Here is an 18473-nt window from a genome sequence, read left to right as displayed (position 1 = left end):
CATGGTCTCGCCGCCGACGACATCTCGCCATGTCCGTACGGTTACAGCTCGGTAAAACCGTCTCCGGTTCGGCGAGGATGGACCCATGACAACGGTGGAACCGCTGGGGGCGGTGCGCGAGCGGGTCCTCAGCTCGCTGCGGCAGGAGATCATCGCCGGGGCGGCTGCTGCCCGGCGACCGGCTGGTCGAGCGCGAGCTGGCCGAGCGGTTCGGGGTCTCCCGCGTACCGGTCCGCGAGGCGATCCGGGCCCTGGTCGCCGAGGGCTTCGTCCTCTTCGAGACCCCGCGCCGCACGGTCGTACGCCGCCTGACCCCGACGGACGTCGCGGAACTCTTCGAACTGCGCGAGGCCCTCGAGGTGTACGCCACCGGGCTGGCCGCGCAGCGCGCCACCCGGGCCGATCTCGCCGAGCTGGAGGAGCTCCTCGACCGCGCCGCCGCCGCGACCCGCGCGGACGACGCGGAGGCGATCACCGACATCAACACCCGTTTCCACGACCGGATCCTGGCGATGGCCGGAAACAGCCTGCTGATCTCCGTGATGGAGCCGGTCGACGGCCGGCTGCGCTGGCTCACCCGCCAGAACGAGGAGTGGCCCCAACTCCTCGCCGAACACCGCGAGTTGTACACGGCCATCGCCTCCGGCGACCGTGAGCTGGCCCGCGCCCACGCCCTGGCCCACGTACAGGCCAACTACCGCTCGACGGTGCGCCACCTCTTCGGCGACACCGACCCCGCCTCCCAAGCCAACGCCACTGGCAACTCCGGCTCCAACTCCAACTCCAACTCCAACTCCGGCTCCGGCTCCGGCTCCGGCTCCGAGGGAGAAGCGTGACCGTCCGTACGGCTGTCGGTGCCGCGAGGACCCGTCCCTGCACGCTCGTCGTCTGCCGCGGCTGCTGCTGCGGCGACGCGCGCAAGTATCCGGGCTACGACCACGAATGGCAGTTGGACCGGCTGCGCGCCGCGGCCGAGGCCTCCGGCGGGCGCCTCGCGGTCAGTACGACGGACTGCCTCGGCCCGTGCGATCAAGCCAACATCATCGTCGTACAGCCGTCGGGCGAGGGCCGCAGGCGAGGCGGCCGGCCCGTCTGGATCGGCTGGTCGATGGGCGACGACTGCACCGACGAGATACTCCGCTGGGCGCAGGCGGGCGGCCCGGGTATCGCCCCTCCCCCGGCCACCCTTGAGCTGCAGTTCGTACAGTCGGCGGGCGAACGGGACCGGGCGCGACGCTAGCCCTCGTACGGTCGGGTCGGCAGGTCCGCCGCCTTCGCCGCCGTGCGCAGCACGTCTCGCAGCATCTCGGGGGTGAGCCGCCCCGTGAAGGTGTTGCGCTGGCTGACGTGGAAGCAGCCGAAGAGCTCCAGCGGCCGGTCGGGTCCGTCCAGCGTGACCCGTGCCCCGTGGGCGAAGGCCGGCCGGGGCCGGGGCATCGTCCATCCCGCCTCGGCGAACGCGGGCAGCGCGGCCTGCCAGCCGAAGGCACCGAGCACGACGACCGCGCGGAGGGTGGGCCTGAGCAGCCGCAGCTCGCTCACCAGCCAGGGCCGGCAGGTGTCCCGCTCCTCCGGCGTCGGCTTGTTGGCGGGCGGCGCGCAGTGCACGGGCGAGGTGACGCGTACGCCGTGCAGGGCCAGCCCGTCGTCGCTGCTCACGGAGGTGGGCTGGGACGCCAGGCCCACATCGTGCAGCGCCGCGTACAGCACGTCCCCGGACCTGTCTCCCGTGAACATCCGCCCGGTCCGGTTCCCACCGTGTGCCGCGGGCGCGAGTCCGACCACCAGCAGCGAGGCGTCCGGCGGCCCGAAACCCGGCACCGGGCGGCCCCAGTACGTCCAGTCCGCGAAGGCGGCCCGTTTCGTCCGGGCCACCTCCTCCCGCCAGTCGACCAGCCGCGGGCACGCCCGGCACCCGGCGATGCGCTCGTCCAGTTCGGTCAGCTCGGCCAGGCCGCGCTCCTGCTCCATACCCCCACGGTATGCCCGGCGGAAAACGGTTCCGACTGCCCGTCCGTCGAGGACTAAGGTCGGACCATGGCTTCAGGGACTCATGGGAACGGCAAGGACGGGACCGGCGCGGGTGGCTCCGACGCCGCCGTGGCCGACGCGAAGGCGGCCGCGCCGGCGAGCGGTGAGACCGTGCGCGTCGACAGCTGGATCTGGTCCGTGCGCCTTGTGAAGACCCGTTCGACGGGTGCCGCCGCCTGCCGCGGAGGTCATGTCCGGGTGAACGGCGAACGCGTCAAGCCCGCGCACACCGTCCGTGTCGGTGACGAGGTCCGGTTGCGGCACGACGGCCGGGAGCGGGTGGTCGTCGTGAAGCGTGTGATCCGCAAGCGAGTGGGGGCGGCTGTCGCCGCCGAGTGCCTTGTGGACAACAGTCCGCCGCCTCCGCCTCGCGAGGCCGTCGCTCCGGCGGGGGTGCGCGATCGGGGTGCGGGACGGCCCACCAAGCGGGATCGGCGCGAGCTGGAGCGTTTGCGGGGGCTTGGGGCGCCTGATGGCGGCCCCGGCACCCCTGAGTCTTGACCTTGGCAGTGGGAGGGCGAGTGCGCTGGGAGAGCTAGTACGCCGGGTGCGGGCCGTCCGTGGCTGGTCGCGCAGTTCCCCGCGCCCCTATGGGGGCGCTCAGGAGCGCCCGCCGATCAGCCTCGGCAGCTCGGCCGCGTCCCTTCGCCGGGCCCAGGCTATGAGTGCCAGCGGAAGTATCAGGATGAGCGGGGTAGCCGCGTTCTCCCCTCCGAAGACGGTGATCTGGGTGATGAACGCGCCCACCATCAGCGCGCCCAGCGACACGGCCGCCACCGACGAGAGCACCGGGATCAACAGCGCGACGGCACCGGCCAGTTCGAGCGCGCCGATGCTGTACATCCCCGCGCTGCCCCAGCCCATCTCGTCGAACACCTCGACCGCCGAGGGGTGCGCGATGAGCTTGGGCAGCGCGCTCGCGAACGCGTAGAAGAGAGCGAGCAGCACCTGAAGTCCCCGCAGGGCGAGGCGGGCACGACGGCCACGGGCGGTCGCGGACTCGGCGATGACGGTGCCGGTGCCGGTGCCGGAAGTGACGGAAGCGGTGGTCTCGGACATGGGGATCTCCCTGTGTGAAGCGGTGCGCGTTGCTGTCACAGAGGAAGACCGGACCGGTGTCCGAAACTCATCGCCGCACGAGGAATTCATTGCCCCGGAATTCGTTTCCCCGCAAGGGGACTTCGCCCTTCAGACCGGCACACCGGCACACCGGCACACCGGCAGGCCAACGGGCCAACGGGCCAACGGGCCAACGGGCCGTCAAGCCATCACGCCGGTACCGCCCGAACCCACACCCGGTCATCCGTCAGATACCGGTCGACCTTCAGCCCCGACTCCCCCAGCGCCTCCTCGAACGCCTCCTTCGTGAGCGGCCGGGCGAGGAACGTCTGCGTCCACACCGCGTCCGGGAACACATACTCCGCCCGCACCGAGTTGACCCCGTTCCCGACCGGCTCCGCCGAGAGCATCCGGATGGTGAACCCGCTCGGATCCTGCCTCCCCCAGCCTCCGGCCGGGGGGACCCCCATCTCGCTTCGCTCGCGCGGCAGATTCGTGTGGTAGTCCTCCCCCTCGCGCTGGATCAGCACGCACCCGTCGTCCGCGACATGGCTCCGGCAGGCGTCGAGCATCCCGCGCCGCACCTCGTCGTCTCCGTTGTGCACGAGGAACGAGGCGAGCATCACCACGTCGAACTTCTCCCCCGCCAGGCCGAGCGTCTCGATGGGGCTGCATATCGTGCGCGCCCCACGCACCCGCTCCAGCATCTCGGCCGACTCGTCCACGGCCGTCACCGTGAAGCCCCGCTCCAGGAGCGGGTGGGTCATACGCCCCACACCGCTGCCCAGTTCGAGAATGTGCGCCCCCGCCGGCACGGCTCCGGCGATGATGTCCGGCTCGTCCCCGACGGACAGCCGCGAGTACAGCTCCACCGCGCAGCCGTCCGGCGTGATGGCGCCGGGTCCTGTCCCCTCGTATCCCTCACGCATCTCGATCGTCATACCAGCCCAACGGCCCGTGCCCGCCGCCCCGTTCCCACCACCGCCCACACCACCCGTTCGAGTGACACCGCGAACTGGCCAGGAACTGACCGGTAGTTGACCGCCAATGACGTCAGCTGGTCACAAAACTTTCGGTCACCACGCGAACCAGCCATGCCCGCCGTACCAGTGACCGCCCGCCCGCAGATGGTCCACGACCGCCCGCTCGATCCTGGTCCGCCGCGGCAACTCCTCCACCGGCAGCTCCGGATCGCCGAAGACGAATCCCACGGGACCCTTGTCGTCCGCCTTCGTCTCCTCGTAGGCGACCTGGAACCGGTCCTGGAAACTCACGATGTTGGAGTCCGCCGGAAGGTACCGCTTCAACTGCGGGTCGAGCAGCCAGGAGTGGCACTCCGCCACCGCGTAGCTCTCGTCCGGGTAGTGGCGGGCGAAGAACTCCCGGGCCAGGACCAGCGACTGGTCGCAGGCCTCCGGTGACAGGGGTCCCCGGAAATCGGCGATGTGCACGCTCAGACAGAGGTCGCCGGGGCCGGTGTCGAGTCCTGCGGCCGCGGCTGCCTCCCCCGTGTGGCCGCCGAGCCGCGCGCGCTGGAACTGCAGCCGCCCCAGCTGGTACAGCTCCCCGTGGAAGTGCAGCCCGATCCACCAGGGCACCAGCAGCCCGCTGGTGCCGACGCGTCGCCGGTGCACGGCCATGTGCCGGCCCAGGTCGGCGAGCGTACGCCGGGACACGTCCGCCGGAACGCCTCGCTGCAGGTGATAGGCGCGCACATAGGGCAGCGCGGCGATGAAGACGAACACATGGAAGGTGCGCCCGAGCGCTCCGGTGGACTCCGGGAACGCGGGCGGCTCCCACCCCTTGCCGATCTCCCCCATGCCGCGTACGAACCGGGCGACGCACCGCCGCAGCAGCGTCATCGCCTCCGGGTCCGCCACCACCAGGCCGCGCAGTGCGACGAGTTCGTTGACGTACTCGTGCGGCACCGACAGGTCGAGCAGGACGTCCGGCAGCGCGATCGCGTCCGGCAGGACGTCCTCCGCCCGTGGACCGCCGGGCTCGCCCTCGCTCTCCAGGTCCCTCAGCCATCCGGCGAGCCTCTCGTCCGCCCGCAGCTCCTCCACCAGCACAGTTGCTCCCCGTTCGTCCGCCTCTTGGTGAACGTGCACCACGAAGAGTACGTTTCCCGGTAGGAGTAGTGGTCCGGATGCGTACGGGTAGTGAACCGTCGACTGCGCGCAGTGCGCTGAGAGCACGCCTGTGGCTCAGTGTGTGGGGCCTTGTCTGGGCGATCGCGGGGACGGCCGCTTTCGCCCTCGCCGGGCGGCCGGGCTGGGCGATCGCCTGCGGAGTGCTGTGGCTGATCGTCACCGTCGACCTGGCGATGGTTCTCAGGCACATCCGCCAGGGACCCCACTACCAGCCCGGACCCGACATCCCGCCGTACCGACCCCCGGAACACCGCCTGTAGGGCGCGCGCTTCACCGCCCTGACTCTCAGAGCCACTGGCCTCGTGTCAGGAGTCGAAGCGCGCCGCGGCCAGATACTCCGGCTGCGGGTCCAGCGCCGCCGCGAGCCTGAAGTGGCGCAGGGCCTGGTCGGAGCGGCCGGAGCGCTCATAGGTGCGGGCGAGCGCGAAGTGCGCGAACGCGTTGTCCGGCTCGCGCTCCAGCACGATGGTGAACTCCAGCTCGGCGGGCCGCAGTTGCGCCGCCGCGAAGAAGGCACGCGCGCGCAGCAGCCGGGCCGCGGTGTTCTCGGGATGTGCGGCGATGACTCGGTCCAGCAGCTTCACCGCACCCCGCGGATCCCGCGCGGCCAGCAACTGCTCGGCGGCACGGAAGTCGATGACATGCGTCTCCGGAGTACGTCCGGTGAATCCGCTGGTCTCGGGCACGGCAGAGTCCTTCCCTCACTGCAGGGAGTCAACGCCCCCGAGGGGCCCACTATTCCGAGGCCGCCCCGGCCCGCCGGACCAGATCCGCCCACACGTCCCGTACGCGCCGCTCCAGGGCTTCGAGTGGTACGTCGTTGTCGATGACGACGTCCGCGATCTCCAGGCGCTTGTCGCGCGTGGCCTGGGCGGCCATGCGGGCGCGGGCGTCCTCCTCGGTCATGCCACGCAGCCGTACGAGCCGGTCGAGCTGGGTCTCGGGGCTCGCGTCGACGACGATCACGAGGTCGTAGAGCGGTGCGAGGCCGTTCTCGGCGAGCAGGGGAACGTCGTGCACGACCACGGAGTCCTCCGCGGCGGCCGCTTCGAGCTCGTGGGAGCGGGCACCCACCAGGGGGTGCACGATCGAGTTCAGCACGGCGAGCTTCTCGGCGTCCGCGAAGACGATCGACCCGAGCCTGGGCCGGTCCAGACTGCCGTCCTCGGCGAGCACGCCCTCGCCGAAGGCATCGACGACCGCCCCGAGCCCCTCGGTGCCCGGCGCCACGACCTCCCGCGCGATCCTGTCGGCATCGATCAGTACGGCGCCATGCTCCACGAGCAGCCGCGACACCTCACTCTTGCCGGCCCCGATCCCACCGGTCAGACCAACCTTCAGCATGCCCAAGAGCTTAGGCCCCGCCACCGCCACGGCCCCTTCGGGGGCTCCGGCGGCGCCCCCGAAGGGGCGCGGGGAACTGCGCGCCCAGCCACAACGCACCCGCAGCCAAAATACGAGCCCGCCAGCGAAGCGCTACGCGTCGCCCTCCCGCTCCGCCAGGAACTTCTCAAACTCCAGCCCGATCTCGTCCGCAGACGGAATCTCCACCGGCTCGGCCATCATGTTGCCCCGCGTCTCGGCGCCCGCGGCCGCGTCGTACTGGTGCTCAAGTCCCTGGACGAGCGCGACCAGTTCCTCGTCGCCCTCCTGGATCTGCCGGTCGATCTCGGTCTGCGTGCGGTGCGCCTCGGTGCGCAGGGCGTGCGCGATCCCGGGCAGGACCAGACCGGTGGCCGCCGTGATGGCCTCCATGACGGTCAGTGCCGCGTCCGGGTACGGAGAGCGGGCGATGTAGTGCGGCACGTGGGCGGCGACGCCCAGGATGTCGTGTCCGGCCTGCATCAGGCGGTACTCGACCAGCGACTCGGCGCTGCCGGGGACCTGGGCCTCGTCGAAGGGGCTGCGATGGCCCGGGACGAGATCCGTGCGGTTGCCGTGCGGTGTGAGGCCCACGGGGCGCGTGTGCGGTACGCCCATGGGAATGCCGTGGAAGTTCACGGACAGGCGCACGCCCAGGCGCTCGACGATCTGCTGGACGGCCACGGCGAAGCGCTCCCACTCGACGTCCGGCTCGGGACCGGAGAGCAGCAGGAACGGCGCGCCGGTGGCGTCCTGGACGAGCCGCACGTCCAGCGTGGGCTCCTCGTAGTCGGCCCAGCGGTCGCTCCTGAACGTCAGGAGCGGGCGCCGGGCGCGGTAGTCCACGAGCCTGTCGTGGTCGAAGCGGGCCACGACCTGGTGGGGCAGCGAGTCGAGCAGCCGGTCGACGATCTGGTCGCCGGTCTCGCCCGCGTCGATGTATCCGTCGAAGTGGTAGAGCATGACAAGACCGGCCGACTCCTGGGCGAGCGCCATGTCGACGACAGCCAGGCCCTTCGGCTCCCATGCGTACAAACCCTGCGGATCAAGCACAGTGACCGCTCCTCCTCGTGTTCGTACTCCACAACGCGGACCGGGACACGAGCATTCCCCGCCCACGCCCGTTCGCTGCCCCCTTTTACCGGCTTCTCATGCGCCTTGACCTCGCCATGACAGTGCAAGACGCCATGACAACACCATTGCCGGCGCTACGCCGCCAGCACGCGCGCGTGGAGCGCGGTGACCGCCTTGCGGGCGGACGTGAACGCTCCGTGCTGCCAGGCGTCCGTGTAGCTGAGCCAGTCGCCGGCGAAGTAGACGCGTCCTGTGGGCTCGTTGAGCGGCTTGTAGCGGGCGTGGTCGGGGCCGCCGGTGGTGGTGTGCCAGGCGGCCTCCAAATGGGGCGTCTGGCGCCAGTGGTGGGAGAAGGAGGACGCCAGTTCGGTGCGGTACTTCGCTCCGTAGATCTTCACGCCCGCGGCGACCGCACGCGTCTCGCGCTGCCTGGGTGTGAGCTTCGCGTACGCGTCCGCGTCGGCTCCGTAGTTGTAGTAGCCGATCATGACGCCGCGTTCGCCGTGGAAGCCGTGGGACGGGTGCCAGATGTGGGTGACGTCCTGGTCGGTCTCGGTGATGCCGCCGTAGATCCGGTGGTCGAGCTCCCACCAGCGGGAGCGGTACTCCAGGCCGATCTTGCCCGCGGACGACGGGGTGATCGCCTCCAGCGCGGTCTGTACGCCTGAGCCGAGATTGTGCGGGATCTTGGCGAGGATGTTGGGCGGCAGCGCGCCGACGCAGTAGTCGGCGTCGATGCTCCTGGTCCGGCCGCCCTGGGTGTACGTGACGGTGACGCCGCTCCCCTTGTCGGTGATCTTCGAAACGACGGCCCCCGTGCGAATGCGATGGCCCCCGATCGCCCTCGTCAGGGCGCGCGGTATCCGGTCCATGCCGCCCACCGGCTGGAACATCAGCATCGCCTGGTCGAAGCCGAACTCGAAGGAGAAGTAACGGCCGACGCCGCTCGCGAACACCTCGGAGGCGGACGGGACGTCGCCGAGGAGCACACCGGGGGTGCCCGCCGCCGCGGGGACGACGTCGTATCCGCGGCGCTCGCCACCCGTGTAGTCCAGCGTGTCTCCCAGGTCGCCGAAGTCCTTGAGGAACTCGACGAGCCTCTCCCGGTCGGTGGCGGTCAGTTCCGCGTCGAGGGCACCCGTGTCCGTGGCCTTGGCGAGCAACTCCGAGACGTACCCGTAGACATCGCCCTTCGCCGTTCGGTACCGCATCGGCTCGGTCATGCCGGCCGACTCGTTGAAGAGGTACGCGTCCGCGTTGACGTTGGTGAACACCTCGACCGGGACGCCGAGTTCGCGGCAGTAGTCAAGAGTGACCATCCACTGGGGCAGACGGGCCGGGCCCGCGTTCATGTACTGCCCGTCGCCGAAGCGGGCCGTCTGCCTGTTGCCGAACAGGTCGGTGGTGGTGTCGCCGCCCCGGACCGTGAAGTTGCGGCCACCGGTGCGGTCTCTGGCCTCCAGGACCGTACAGTCGTAGCCCGCCTTGCCGAGTTCGTACGCGGTCGTGAGGCCGGCGATGCCGCCGCCGACGACCACCACCTTGGCCGCGCCGCGCCCGCTGAGCGTGAAGTCGCTCGGCTTCGGGGCGTGGAAGGGCAGTTCGCGCTGGGCGGCCTGGGCCGTGGGGGCGAGGCCGAGGGCCCCCATGGTGGCGAACATCGTGCCCGCGCCGCCGGTGAGGCCCACCTTGCGCAGGAACGAACGCCGACTCGTACCAGGACCGCTCTGAGGCTGTGCCATGACGGGGGCTCCCCTTCTCGATCTTGAACGACCGAGGAAGCCTCCCAATGGCCGGTTACGGCCCGTCAGTTATTCATGTATCCCGCAAGTTTCTGCAACCGCGAGCTTCCGGCCGAACGAACGCCTCGGCCGCGAGCGCCAGGCATCCGGCATCCGGCATCCGGCACAGCAGAACCCGGCCCGCGCGAGGTGAACGCACTGCGGGCCCGCACCCAGAAGGGTGCGGGCCCGCAGTCACCAGCCAGTTACTGCCTGGAGGTGAGCGATCAGCTCTGGCCTCCGGCCAGCTTCTCGCGGAGGGCGGCCAGCGCCTCGTCCGACGCCAGGGCGCCGGAGTTGTCGTCCGACTCCGAGGAGTACGAACCGCCGCCGCCACCACCGCTGGAGGCGGCCGGAGCCGCACCCGGGGTGGTGACACCCTCGGCCTCGGCCTGGGCGTCCGCCTCGCGGGACTTGATGACCTGAGCCTGGTGCTGCTCGAAGCGCGTCTGCGCCTCGGCGTACTGGGTCTCCCACACCTCACGCTGGGACTCGAAGCCCTCGAGCCAGTCGTTGGTCTCGGGGTCGAAGCCCTCGGGGTAGATGTAGTTGCCCTGGTCGTCGTACGACGCGGCCATGCCGTACAGCGTCGGGTCGAAGTCGACCGTCGCCGGGTCGGCACCGAAGGCCTCGTTGGCCTGCTTCAGCGAGAGGCTGATGCGACGGCGCTCGAGGTCGATGTCGATGACCTTGACGAAGATCTCGTCGTTGACCTGGACGACCTGCTCCGGGATCTCCACGTGGCGCTCGGCCAGCTCGGAGATGTGGACCAGACCCTCGATGCCCTCGTCGACGCGCACGAACGCACCGAAGGGAACGAGCTTGGTGACCTTACCCGGGACGACCTGACCGATCTGGTGCGTACGGGCGAACTGCTGCCACGGGTCTTCCTGCGTCGCCTTCAGCGACAGGGAGACACGCTCGCGGTCCATGTCGACGTCGAGAACCTCGACGGTGACTTCCTGGCCGACCTCGACAACCTCGGAGGGGTGGTCGATGTGCTTCCAGGAGAGCTCGGAGACGTGAACGAGACCGTCGACGCCACCCAGGTCCACGAAGGCACCGAAGTTGACGATCGAGGAGACGACGCCGGAGCGGACCTGACCCTTCTGCAGGGTGGTGAGGAACGTCTGGCGAACCTCGGACTGGGTCTGCTCGAGCCAGGCGCGGCGGGACAGGACCACGTTGTTGCGGTTCTTGTCCAGCTCGATGATCTTCGCCTCGAGCTCCTTGCCCACGTAGGGCTGGAGGTCGCGGACACGGCGCATCTCGACGAGAGAAGCCGGCAGGAAGCCACGGAGGCCGATGTCGAGGATGAGACCACCCTTGACGACCTCGATGACGGTGCCGGTGACGATGCCGTCCTCTTCCTTGATCTTCTCGATGGTGCCCCAGGCGCGCTCGTACTGGGCGCGCTTCTTCGAGAGGATCAGGCGGCCTTCCTTGTCCTCCTTCTGGAGAACAAGGGCTTCGATCTCGTCGCCGACCTTGACGACCTCATTGGGGTCGACGTCGTGCTTGATCGAGAGCTCGCGGCTCGGGATGACACCTTCGGTCTTGTAACCGATGTCGAGCAGGACCTCGTCCCGGTCGACCTTCACGATGACGCCGTCGACGATGTCGCCGTCGTTGAAGTACTTGATCGTCTCGTCGATCGCGGCGAGGAAGGCTTCCTCGTTACCGATGTCGTTGACCGCAACCTGCGGGGTGGTGGCGGTGGTCTCGGTGCTGCTCGTCATGTGGGTAAGGGCTCCGGTACGGACAGTGAGTCGTAGGTACTGCTTACGCCGGGAGCCCGTTTCGCTCTGAAGAAGCCGGACAGCCAAGGAAGCGCCGAATCCGGGCGTGTTCAATGACGAACACTTTCCGGTGGCGCCTCGAAAACCGAGGGGACATACAACAGATGCGAGCGCAGCCTGCTACGTCTGAGGAGCGCAGGCCCGCAGCGCAACTTGTAGCATACGGGGGCAGCCGGACAGGGTCAATGCGCGAAGGCGCACACCCGGGGCGGAACGCCGCATACCCGGCACAAGACCCACGCGGCGGCAGCCGCATATCAGATAACGCCACGAGGCCACGCGGGCCCTGCGACGTCCCTTACGTGACGGCCACCGGGGACGGGTTGAACGGAAGAGCCCGCAGATTAGTACGAGGGAGCCGATCATCCAAGAGCCCGAACCGTTCGAGCCCGAGGCGACACGACGGGAGGCGGGGTCCGGCGAGAGCACCCGCGCCAATCGTGGCTGGTGGGACCGGAACGCGGACGAGTACCAGGTCGAGCACGGCACGTTTCTCGGCGACGACCGTTTCGTGTGGGGCCCCGAGGGTCTCGACGAGATCGAGGCCGAGCTGCTCGGACCGATGGAGGAGCTCCAGGGGAAGGACGTCCTGGAGATCGGCGCGGGTGCCGCCCAGTGCTCGCGCTGGCTGGCCGCCCAGGGTGCCCGTCCGGTCGCCCTGGACCTCTCGCACCGCCAGCTCCAGCACGCGCTGCGGATCGGCGCCAAGGGAGTGGGGCTCGTGGAGGCGGACGCCGGCGCACTGCCGTTCGCGGACGCCTCCTTCGACCTGGCGTGCTCCGCTTACGGGGCGCTGCCGTTCGTCGCGGACCCCGTGAAGGTGCTGAGGGAGGTGCACAGGGTGCTGCGGCCCGGCGGCCGGTTCGTCTTCTCCGTCACGCACCCGATCCGCTGGGCCTTCCCGGACGAGCCCGGCCCCGAGGGGCTGACCGTGGCCTCGTCGTACTTCGACCGCACGCCGTACGTGGAGCAGGACGACGCGGGCCACGCGGTGTACGTCGAGCACCACAGGACGGTCGGCGACCGCGTCCGGGACGTGGTGGCGGGCGGTTTCCGGCTGGTCGACCTGGTCGAGCCGCAGTGGCCCGCCTGGAACACCCAGGAGTGGGGCGGCTGGTCGCCCCTTCGGGGAAACCTCATCCCGGGGTCGGCGATCTTCGTGTGCGAGCGAAGCGAGATGGGGGCACCCCCGGCCTGAGGCCGGGGGAGAGACTGAGCATGTGATCCGTTACGACGCTCTGGACGTCCTGCCCGTACGCGGTGCGCTGCCCGGCCTGGGCGAGGCCTTGGACCAGCACGGCGGTGCCGTGCTGGTCGCGCCGCCCGGCACCGGCAAGACGACCCTCGTACCGCTCGTCCTCGCCGGTCTGGTCGGCGACGGGCCCGTACGCCGGGTCGTCGTCGCCGAGCCGCGGCGGATCGCGGCGCGGGCGGCCGCGCGGCGGATGGCGTGGCTGCTGGGCGAGAAGACCGGCGAGAGCGTCGGGTACACGGTGCGCGGGGAGCGGGTTGTGGGGCCACGCGCGCGTGTGGAGGTCGTCACGACCGGTGTGCTGCTGCAACGGCTGCAGCGGGACCAGGAACTGGCGGGCGTCGACGTGGTCGTGCTCGACGAGTGCCACGAACGGCACCTGGACGCCGACACGGTGGCCGCGTTCCTGCTGGACGTACAGGCCGCCCTGCGCCCCGAGTTGCGGTTGGTGGCCGCCTCCGCGACGACCGACGCCGAGGGGTGGGCGAGGCTGCTGGGCGAGGTGCCGGTGGTCGAGGCGCAGGGTGTGTCCCATCCCGTCGAGGTGGTCTGGGCGCCGCCCGTACGCCCTGTGCGGCCGCCGCACGGCATGCGGGTGGACCCGGTGCTGCTGACGCACGTGGCGTCGGTGGTGCGGCGGGCGCTTTCCGAACGCGACGGGGACGTCCTGTGCTTCCTGCCCGGTGTCGGGGAGATCGCGCGGGTCGCCGGGCAGCTCGGCGGTCTCGGTGACGTCGAGGTGCTTCAGGTGCACGGTCGGGCGCCGGCCGCGGTGCAGGACGCGGTGCTGTCCGGGGGTGCGCGGCGCCGGGTGGTCCTCGCGACGTCGGTGGCCGAGTCGTCGTTGACGGTTCCGGGCGTGCGGGTGGTCGTGGACTCCGGTCTCGCGCGGGAGCCGCGGGTCGATCACGCGCGGGGGCTGAGCGCGTTGGCGACGGTACGGGCCTCGCAGGCGGCCGGCCGGCAGCGGGCGGGGCGTGCCGGGCGCGAGGCCCCGGGTGCGGTGTACCGGTGCTGGGCGGAGGCGGAGGACGGGCGGCTGTCGCGTTTCCCGGCGCCGGAGATCAAGGTGGCCGATCTGACGGCGTTCGCCCTCCAGGCGGCCTGCTGGGGCGATCCCGACGCGTCGGGGCTGGCTCTGCTGGATCCGCCGCCGGGAGGCGCCATGGCGGCCGCTCGGGGGGTTCTGGAGGCCATCGGTGCGGTGGGCTCCGACGGGCGTCCGACGGAGCGGGGTGTACGGATGTCGCGGCTCGGGCTGCATCCGCGGCTGGGGCGGGCGTTGCTGGACGCGGGGCACTCCGTGGGTTCCGAGGTTGCCGCTGAAGTGGTTGCCCTCTTGAGTGAGGAGCCGCCGCGGGAGTACGGGGATGATCTTGCTGCTGCCTTGCGGGCCGCTCGGCGTGGGGGTGACGCCTATGCCGGGCGGTGGCGTACGGAAGTTCGGCGACTGCGGGCCGCGTCGGCGCCCGCGCCGGGCGCTCCGCGGGATGCGCCGTTCGATACGTGCGGGCCGTCCGTGGCTGGTGGCGCAGTTCCCCGCGCCCCTGAAGGGGCGCGCCTTGGCGGAGCCCCGACTGACGATCACGCCGTCGGGCTCGTCGCCGCTCTTGCCTTTCCCGAGCGGGTTGCCCGGAAGCAAGGGGGCTCGTTTCTCATGGTGTCCGGTACTCGGGCCGAGGTGGGTGACGGGAGTGGGCTGCGGGATGCGGCCTGGATCGCTGTCGCCGTCGCGGACCGGCCCGTCGGTGCGGGGCACGCGCGCGTGCGGCTCGGGGCCGTGGTGGACGAGGGGGTCGCGCGCGAGGCGGCAGGGGCCCTGTACGGCAGGGGCGACGAGGTGCGCTGGGCCGACGGGGACGTCGTGGCGCGGCGGGTCGAGCTGCTGGGCGCGGTGGAGCTGGCGGTGCGGCCGCTGCGGAACGCCGAGCCCGGGCTCGTACGGGAGGCGCTTCTTGAGGGGTTGAGGGACGAGGGGTTCGGGTTGCTGCGGTGGTCCCGGGACGCCGAAGTGCTGCGGCAGCGGCTCGGGTTCCTCCGTCACCGGCTCGGCGCCCCCTGGCCCGATGTGTCGGACGACGCGCTCCACGCGCGCGTGGACGAGTGGCTGGAGCCGGAGTTGGGCCGGGCCCGGCGGCGGGCCGATCTGGAGCGGATCGACGCCGGGCAGGCGCTGGCCCGGCTGTTGCCGTGGGCGTCAGGGGAGGCGGGCCGGTTCGACGAGCTGGCGCCTGAGCGCATCGAGGTGCCGAGCGGGTCCAGGATCCGGGTCGACTACGCGGATCCCGAACGGCCCGTGCTGGCGGTGAAGTTGCAGGAGATGTTCGGGGCGCGGGAGTCGCCGGCCGTCGCCGGGGTGCCCGTGGTCGTGCATCTGCTGTCGCCCGCGGGCCGCCCGGCCGCCGTGACGTCCGACCTGGTGTCCTTCTGGCGGGACGGCTACCGGGGCGTACGGGCGGAGCTGCGTGGCCGGTATCCGAAGCACCCGTGGCCCGAGGACCCCGCGACCGCGGAACCGACGCGGCACACGAACGCGCGCCTCAGGCGCTGACGGGCAGCCCTGGGTTCAGGCGCTGACCGGTTCCGGTTCGCGGGTCTCCGTCGATGAGGGGTCGCCCGGGCGGCGGCTGCGGGCCTCCAGGTAGAGGGAGAGCGACAGCAGCCCGGCGCCCAGGACCAGGAATCCCCACGGCAGGTACGAGGTCATCAGCAGGACGAGCAGCCGCTGGGACTTGACCAGGTCGACCGTCGAGCGGATGTAGTCCTCGCGCATCTTCACGTGCCCGGCGAAGGCGGTCACCTTCTCGCGGCCCCCGAGGAGGGTGCCGCCGCGCAGCTCCTCCTTGTGGATCTCTTCTCCGTAGACGGGTGCTCCGGTGGTGGGTTCGACCCAGAACTTGCGGACCGTGGTGTACCAGCGGGTCGTGCCCGTCTTGGCGACCGACTCCGGAGTGATGCCTTCGACGGGCATGATCTGCGGGAAGGGGACTTTGGTCCAGGGGATGGTCTGCTCGAAGTAGTAAACGTTTACGCCCCGGAAGTCCTGCTCGCCCTCGTAGTGGATCGGCGCGGTGACGCGGGCCTGTGCGTCGAAGTACTCGTAGTCCCTCTTCTCCGTGAGGAACGGCCACTTGAACTCGATGCCCTCGCGTTTGACCGGGTCGCCGTCGACCATCTCACCGGTGGCGTGGACGGGTTCCTGGGTGTGCGCGTCGAAGATGTAGCGCTCGGGGATCTTGGAGACCATCTTGCCGTCGGGGCCCTGGACGTAGGAGAGGCCGTCCCAGACGACGACGTCGCGGCCCGCGGTCTTCTCGATCTTCTCGGAGGCCTCGACGTTGCCCTTGAGGGTCTGCACGATGGTGACCTTGTCGACCTTCTTGGCCTTCATCGTGCCGTAGTCGAGGAGGGTCGCGTCCTTCGCCTCCAGGACCATGTCCTGGTACTGGTCGGCCGGGATCTTGGCGAGGCGCGGGAAGGCGTACCAGCGCATCAGCGGGGACAGCGCCGCGAAGAACACGGCGAGGGCGAGCAGGATCAGGCTGGCCTTGCGGCGCATCTCGGCGGCCCTCCCTGTGCGTTGGGGGTGTGTGTCACGGGTGTGCGGTGCGGGCGTGTGCCGCGGGTGGCTCGTGTGTCACGGGTGGCTGGGGATGGTGGTGAGCAGCGGCTTGGGTGACGTCTTGCCCGCCGGTGAGCCCATGGCCGTGATGGTGAGGACGAGCGCGAGCGCGACGGCGAGACCGGTCGCGGCGGCGATCAGGGCGCGCATGCGGGGCCTCCCGACTCGGCGAAGCTGATACATCGTCAGGTCGGGCACCGTAGCAACGGGTGGGCGAGATGAGAACACGTTGCACACACAGAACGACGGTGCCCTTCCACCCGGTCGGGTGGAAGGGCACCGTCGTTCTGAAGGCCTGCGAGGCTACGAGGCGGAGGGGCTCGGCGAGGAGGAGGGGGCGGCCGTCACCTTCAGCTCGACCGTCAGCGTGGCACCGCCGGTGGTGTTGATGCGGAGCAGGAACGTGCCGGCCGTGTCGTCCGCGTACAGCTTCGGCAGCTTCAACAGGCCGTTCGCGTCCGTCTTGAGGCCCGCGAGGGTCCGTACGGTCTTGCCGTCCGCGTCCTTGAAGTAGGGGCCCTTGTCGTTGGCGGTCGCGTCGTCCGCCGCCTTGATGAGCGTGGCGGTGGCCGCGACGCCGTCCGCGGCGGCACCCTTGTAGGTGGCCTTCAGTTCGACCTGGTCCGCGAACTCGCCGCCCGCGACACAGGTCAGCGCGGTGTCGCTCGTACGGGCGAGGGCGTCGGCCTGGCGCGCGGTGACCGTCGCCTTGTAGTCGAGGCCGGTAACGGCACGGCCGACGACGGTGGCGCGGACCGTGAAGTCGCCCGTCTTCTCACCTGCCTTGAGGGCGGGCGCGGTGGCCACGCCTGCGCTGTTGGTGACGACGGTCGCGACGCTCTCGCCGCCGGTGAAGACGGAGTCGGTGTCGCCGACGATCGTGAACCGGACCCGGACCTTGGCGACGGCCTTGCCGGCCTCGGTCTCGGTGCGGGTGGCGATCTTCTCGGCGAAGGCGTCGCCCGCGGTCGCGGTGAGCTTGGCGGTGCCCGCGTCCTCCAGGTGGTCCACCGTGTCGGTGGGCGTGGCGGGAGTCGTCGGCGGCGTGCTCGGCGGCGGTGTCGTGGTGGGCGGCTTCGGGCTCGGGCTCGTGGAACCGCCGCCGCCCGGCGTCTGGGAGCTGGGCGGGGTCGTGCCCGGCGGGGTCGGCGTCGGCGTCGGGGAGGAGCTCGACCCGTTGTTGTCGTCGCTGCGGCCGGAGGGCAGCGTGCCCGTGCCGTCCGGGACCTCGTGGGTGCCCTTGCGGTAGTACTCCAGCCACGACAGGACCGTGTTCAGGTAGTGCGTCGAGTTGTTGTAGCTGAGGATCGCGCGCCTGAGGTCGGCCTTGTCGGACAGGTCCCAGCCGAACCGGCACAGGTAGCCGCCGGCGGCGAGGGCCGCGTCGTAGATGTTGTTGGGGTCCTTCTTGCCGTCGCCGTTGCCGTCGCGGCCCGACCACTCCCAGGTGGAGGGAATGAACTGCATGGGGCCGACGGCACGGTCGTGGGTGGTGTCCCCGTCGTACGCGCCGCCGTCGGTGTCGGTGATCCTCGCGAAGCCGTTGCCGTTGAGGACCGGGCCGAGGATCGGGGTGATCGTGGTGCCGTTGGCGTCGACGCGGCCGCCGCGGGCCTGGCCGGACTCGACCTTGCCGATGGCGGCGAGGAGTTGCCAGGGCAGGTTGCAGCCGGGCTTGGATTCGCCCAGCGCCGCCTCGGCCTTCTTGTAGGCGTCGAGGACGGTCGCGGGTATGCCGGCCTCGGCCTCGCCCGTGCCGGTCGGCGTTCCGGTGCCCGTGGTGGGCGTCGGGGTGGGGCTGTTGAGCGGCGGAAGGTCGGTGTAGTACGGCGAGTTGCCGGTGGCGCTGTTGTCGGCGTCCGGGTCGGACGAGGGCTGGGAACCGGTGTTCTGTCTGCCCTGTGCGGTGTCGGTCACGCCCGGCGCCTGGGACGCGGACAGCGCCGCGACCGCGACCGCGGCCACAGCGGTGGTTGCCGCCCCCTTGACAACTCGCCTGCCGAATTGCGCCGCCATTGCGTGAACCCCTCCCGTGGACGATCGCCCGCGCCTCGCGCGTTTCCTGTTGTCCGGCCGTACTCCCCCGTACGGCGACCCAGGCGACCCTACGACAACTTCCGTTGCGCAGACACCCGTTCGTGCCCGTTTTTCACCGGTTGGCCATATCGCGTTTCTCCTGCCCCGGCGTCTTGGGGGGCATGCGGGACCGACGGGAACTGCCGACCGCATACTGAGCGTCATCGATCAAGGGATCGCCGGGACCGTTCCGGGATCACCGGGCCGTCGCGTGCGGTCGATGCCGGCCGCCGCGTGTGGTCAATGCCGTTCGCAAGGAGCCCC

Annotated in this window: 17 protein-coding genes and 1 pseudogene; 6 read left to right on the top strand and 12 right to left on the bottom strand. The window is 70.7% G+C overall.

Annotated features, from left to right (window positions below):
* Positions 1 to 85 precede the first annotated feature (85 nt).
* A pseudogene (locus QF035_RS38395) lies at positions 86 to 836 on the top strand (GntR family transcriptional regulator).
* On the top strand, positions 833 to 1240 hold the full coding sequence (locus tag QF035_RS38390; protein WP_307525624.1) for a (2Fe-2S) ferredoxin domain-containing protein: 408 nt from the start codon (positions 833 to 835) through the stop codon (positions 1238 to 1240). Before QF035_RS38395 ends, QF035_RS38390 begins: the two are co-directional and overlap by 4 nt.
* On the opposite strand, the gene QF035_RS38385 is transcribed toward QF035_RS38390, so the two are convergent.
* On the bottom strand, positions 1237 to 1971 hold the full coding sequence (locus tag QF035_RS38385) for a uracil-DNA glycosylase (RefSeq protein ID WP_307525623.1): 735 nt from the start codon (positions 1969 to 1971) through the stop codon (positions 1237 to 1239). The genes QF035_RS38390 and QF035_RS38385 overlap by 4 nt on opposite strands.
* A gap of 66 nt (positions 1972 to 2037) precedes the next feature.
* On the opposite strand from QF035_RS38385, the gene QF035_RS38380 reads away from it, so the two are divergent.
* Positions 2038 to 2532, top strand: coding sequence for an RNA-binding S4 domain-containing protein (locus QF035_RS38380; protein ID WP_307525622.1), 495 nt, complete (start codon positions 2038 to 2040; stop codon positions 2530 to 2532).
* Positions 2533 to 2631: 99 nt separating this feature from the next.
* Here the strand turns inward: QF035_RS38380 and QF035_RS38375 are convergent, their stop codons facing one another.
* The 3 genes from QF035_RS38375 to QF035_RS38365 form a co-directional block, all read right to left on the bottom strand.
* Positions 2632 to 3090 (bottom strand): DoxX family protein, encoded by a 459-nt coding sequence (locus tag QF035_RS38375; RefSeq protein WP_307525621.1) that lies wholly within the window; start codon positions 3088 to 3090, stop codon positions 2632 to 2634.
* A gap of 209 nt (positions 3091 to 3299) precedes the next feature.
* Positions 3300 to 4031: a class I SAM-dependent methyltransferase gene (locus QF035_RS38370; RefSeq protein WP_307525620.1), complete on the bottom strand. Its 732-nt coding sequence runs from the start codon at positions 4029 to 4031 to the stop codon at positions 3300 to 3302.
* Between the two features lie 135 nt (positions 4032 to 4166).
* A complete protein-coding gene (locus QF035_RS38365; RefSeq protein ID WP_373466798.1) occupies positions 4167 to 5204 on the bottom strand; it encodes an acyltransferase domain-containing protein in 1038 nt (345 codons plus the stop codon).
* 35 nt (positions 5205 to 5239) lie between these two features.
* Between QF035_RS38365 and QF035_RS38360 the strand changes: the two genes are divergently transcribed.
* Entirely contained in the window at positions 5240 to 5503 is a 264-nt protein-coding gene (locus tag QF035_RS38360) for a DUF6343 family protein (protein ID WP_307525619.1), read from the top strand.
* A 45-nt stretch (positions 5504 to 5548) separates the two neighbouring features.
* Here QF035_RS38360 and QF035_RS38355 read toward each other — a convergent pair whose 3' ends face one another.
* The 5 genes from QF035_RS38355 to rpsA all read right to left on the bottom strand — a co-directional run bounded on the left by QF035_RS38355 (position 5549) and on the right by rpsA (position 11199).
* Complete coding sequence (locus tag QF035_RS38355; protein ID WP_055617514.1) at positions 5549 to 5929, bottom strand: tetratricopeptide repeat protein; 381 nt, start codon at positions 5927 to 5929, stop codon at positions 5549 to 5551.
* A 49-nt stretch (positions 5930 to 5978) separates the two neighbouring features.
* Positions 5979 to 6587, bottom strand: coding sequence for a dephospho-CoA kinase (gene coaE, locus QF035_RS38350; protein ID WP_307525616.1), 609 nt, complete (start codon positions 6585 to 6587; stop codon positions 5979 to 5981).
* A gap of 132 nt (positions 6588 to 6719) precedes the next feature.
* Positions 6720 to 7658 (bottom strand): PAC2 family protein, encoded by a 939-nt coding sequence (locus QF035_RS38345; protein ID WP_307525614.1) that lies wholly within the window; start codon positions 7656 to 7658, stop codon positions 6720 to 6722.
* Positions 7659 to 7813: 155 nt separating this feature from the next.
* A complete protein-coding gene (locus QF035_RS38340) occupies positions 7814 to 9340 on the bottom strand; it encodes a flavin monoamine oxidase family protein (protein ID WP_307531738.1) in 1527 nt (508 codons plus the stop codon).
* 347 nt (positions 9341 to 9687) lie between these two features.
* A complete protein-coding gene (gene rpsA, locus QF035_RS38335) occupies positions 9688 to 11199 on the bottom strand; it encodes a 30S ribosomal protein S1 (protein ID WP_307525612.1) in 1512 nt (503 codons plus the stop codon).
* Positions 11200 to 11545: 346 nt separating this feature from the next.
* Here rpsA and QF035_RS38330 point away from each other — a divergent pair, with 346 nt between their 5' ends.
* Together QF035_RS38330 and hrpB are read left to right on the top strand one after the other, a co-directional pair.
* Positions 11546 to 12457: a class I SAM-dependent methyltransferase gene (locus tag QF035_RS38330; RefSeq protein ID WP_373467014.1), complete on the top strand. Its 912-nt coding sequence runs from the start codon at positions 11546 to 11548 to the stop codon at positions 12455 to 12457.
* A 22-nt stretch (positions 12458 to 12479) separates the two neighbouring features.
* Positions 12480 to 15062 carry an ATP-dependent helicase HrpB gene (gene hrpB / locus QF035_RS38325; RefSeq protein ID WP_307525610.1) on the top strand — a complete coding sequence of 861 codons (2583 nt, stop codon included), beginning with the start codon at positions 12480 to 12482 and terminating at the stop codon, positions 15060 to 15062.
* Between the two features lie 15 nt (positions 15063 to 15077).
* Here the strand turns inward: hrpB and QF035_RS38320 are convergent, their stop codons facing one another.
* From QF035_RS38320 to QF035_RS38310, 3 genes are all read right to left on the bottom strand, one after another.
* On the bottom strand, positions 15078 to 16070 hold the full coding sequence (locus tag QF035_RS38320; RefSeq protein ID WP_307525608.1) for a DUF3068 domain-containing protein: 993 nt from the start codon (positions 16068 to 16070) through the stop codon (positions 15078 to 15080).
* Between the two features lie 78 nt (positions 16071 to 16148).
* Complete coding sequence (locus tag QF035_RS38315) at positions 16149 to 16283, bottom strand: SPW_0924 family protein (RefSeq protein WP_143637639.1); 135 nt, start codon at positions 16281 to 16283, stop codon at positions 16149 to 16151.
* A 153-nt stretch (positions 16284 to 16436) separates the two neighbouring features.
* On the bottom strand, positions 16437 to 18149 hold the full coding sequence (locus QF035_RS38310; protein ID WP_307525607.1) for a lytic transglycosylase domain-containing protein: 1713 nt from the start codon (positions 18147 to 18149) through the stop codon (positions 16437 to 16439).
* Positions 18150 to 18473 lie beyond the last annotated feature (324 nt).

The sequence above is a fragment of the Streptomyces umbrinus genome (assembly GCF_030817415.1).
GTDB lineage: Bacteria > Actinomycetota > Actinomycetes > Streptomycetales > Streptomycetaceae > Streptomyces > Streptomyces umbrinus_A.
Note: the sequence above shows the minus strand (reverse complement) of the source record. Positions and strands in the feature narration are given on the sequence as shown.

Coding starts and splice junctions, on each gene's coding strand:
- QF035_RS38385 (WP_307525623.1), bottom strand. CDS start 1,971: ATGGAGCAGGAGCGCGGCCTGGCCGAGCTGACCGAACTGGACGAGCGC.
- QF035_RS38380 (WP_307525622.1), top strand. CDS start 2,038: ATGGCTTCAGGGACTCATGGGAACGGCAAGGACGGGACCGGCGCGGGT.
- QF035_RS38375 (WP_307525621.1), bottom strand. CDS start 3,090: ATGTCCGAGACCACCGCTTCCGTCACTTCCGGCACCGGCACCGGCACC.
- QF035_RS38370 (WP_307525620.1), bottom strand. CDS start 4,031: ATGACGATCGAGATGCGTGAGGGATACGAGGGGACAGGACCCGGCGCC.
- QF035_RS38360 (WP_307525619.1), top strand. CDS start 5,240: ATGCGTACGGGTAGTGAACCGTCGACTGCGCGCAGTGCGCTGAGAGCA.
- coaE (WP_307525616.1), bottom strand. CDS start 6,587: ATGCTGAAGGTTGGTCTGACCGGTGGGATCGGGGCCGGCAAGAGTGAG.
- QF035_RS38340 (WP_307531738.1), bottom strand. CDS start 9,340: ATGTTCGCCACCATGGGGGCCCTCGGCCTCGCCCCCACGGCCCAGGCC.
- rpsA (WP_307525612.1), bottom strand. CDS start 11,199: ATGACGAGCAGCACCGAGACCACCGCCACCACCCCGCAGGTTGCGGTC.
- QF035_RS38320 (WP_307525608.1), bottom strand. CDS start 16,070: ATGCGCCGCAAGGCCAGCCTGATCCTGCTCGCCCTCGCCGTGTTCTTC.
- QF035_RS38315 (WP_143637639.1), bottom strand. CDS start 16,283: ATGCGCGCCCTGATCGCCGCCGCGACCGGTCTCGCCGTCGCGCTCGCG.
- QF035_RS38310 (WP_307525607.1), bottom strand. CDS start 18,149: ATGGCGGCGCAATTCGGCAGGCGAGTTGTCAAGGGGGCGGCAACCACC.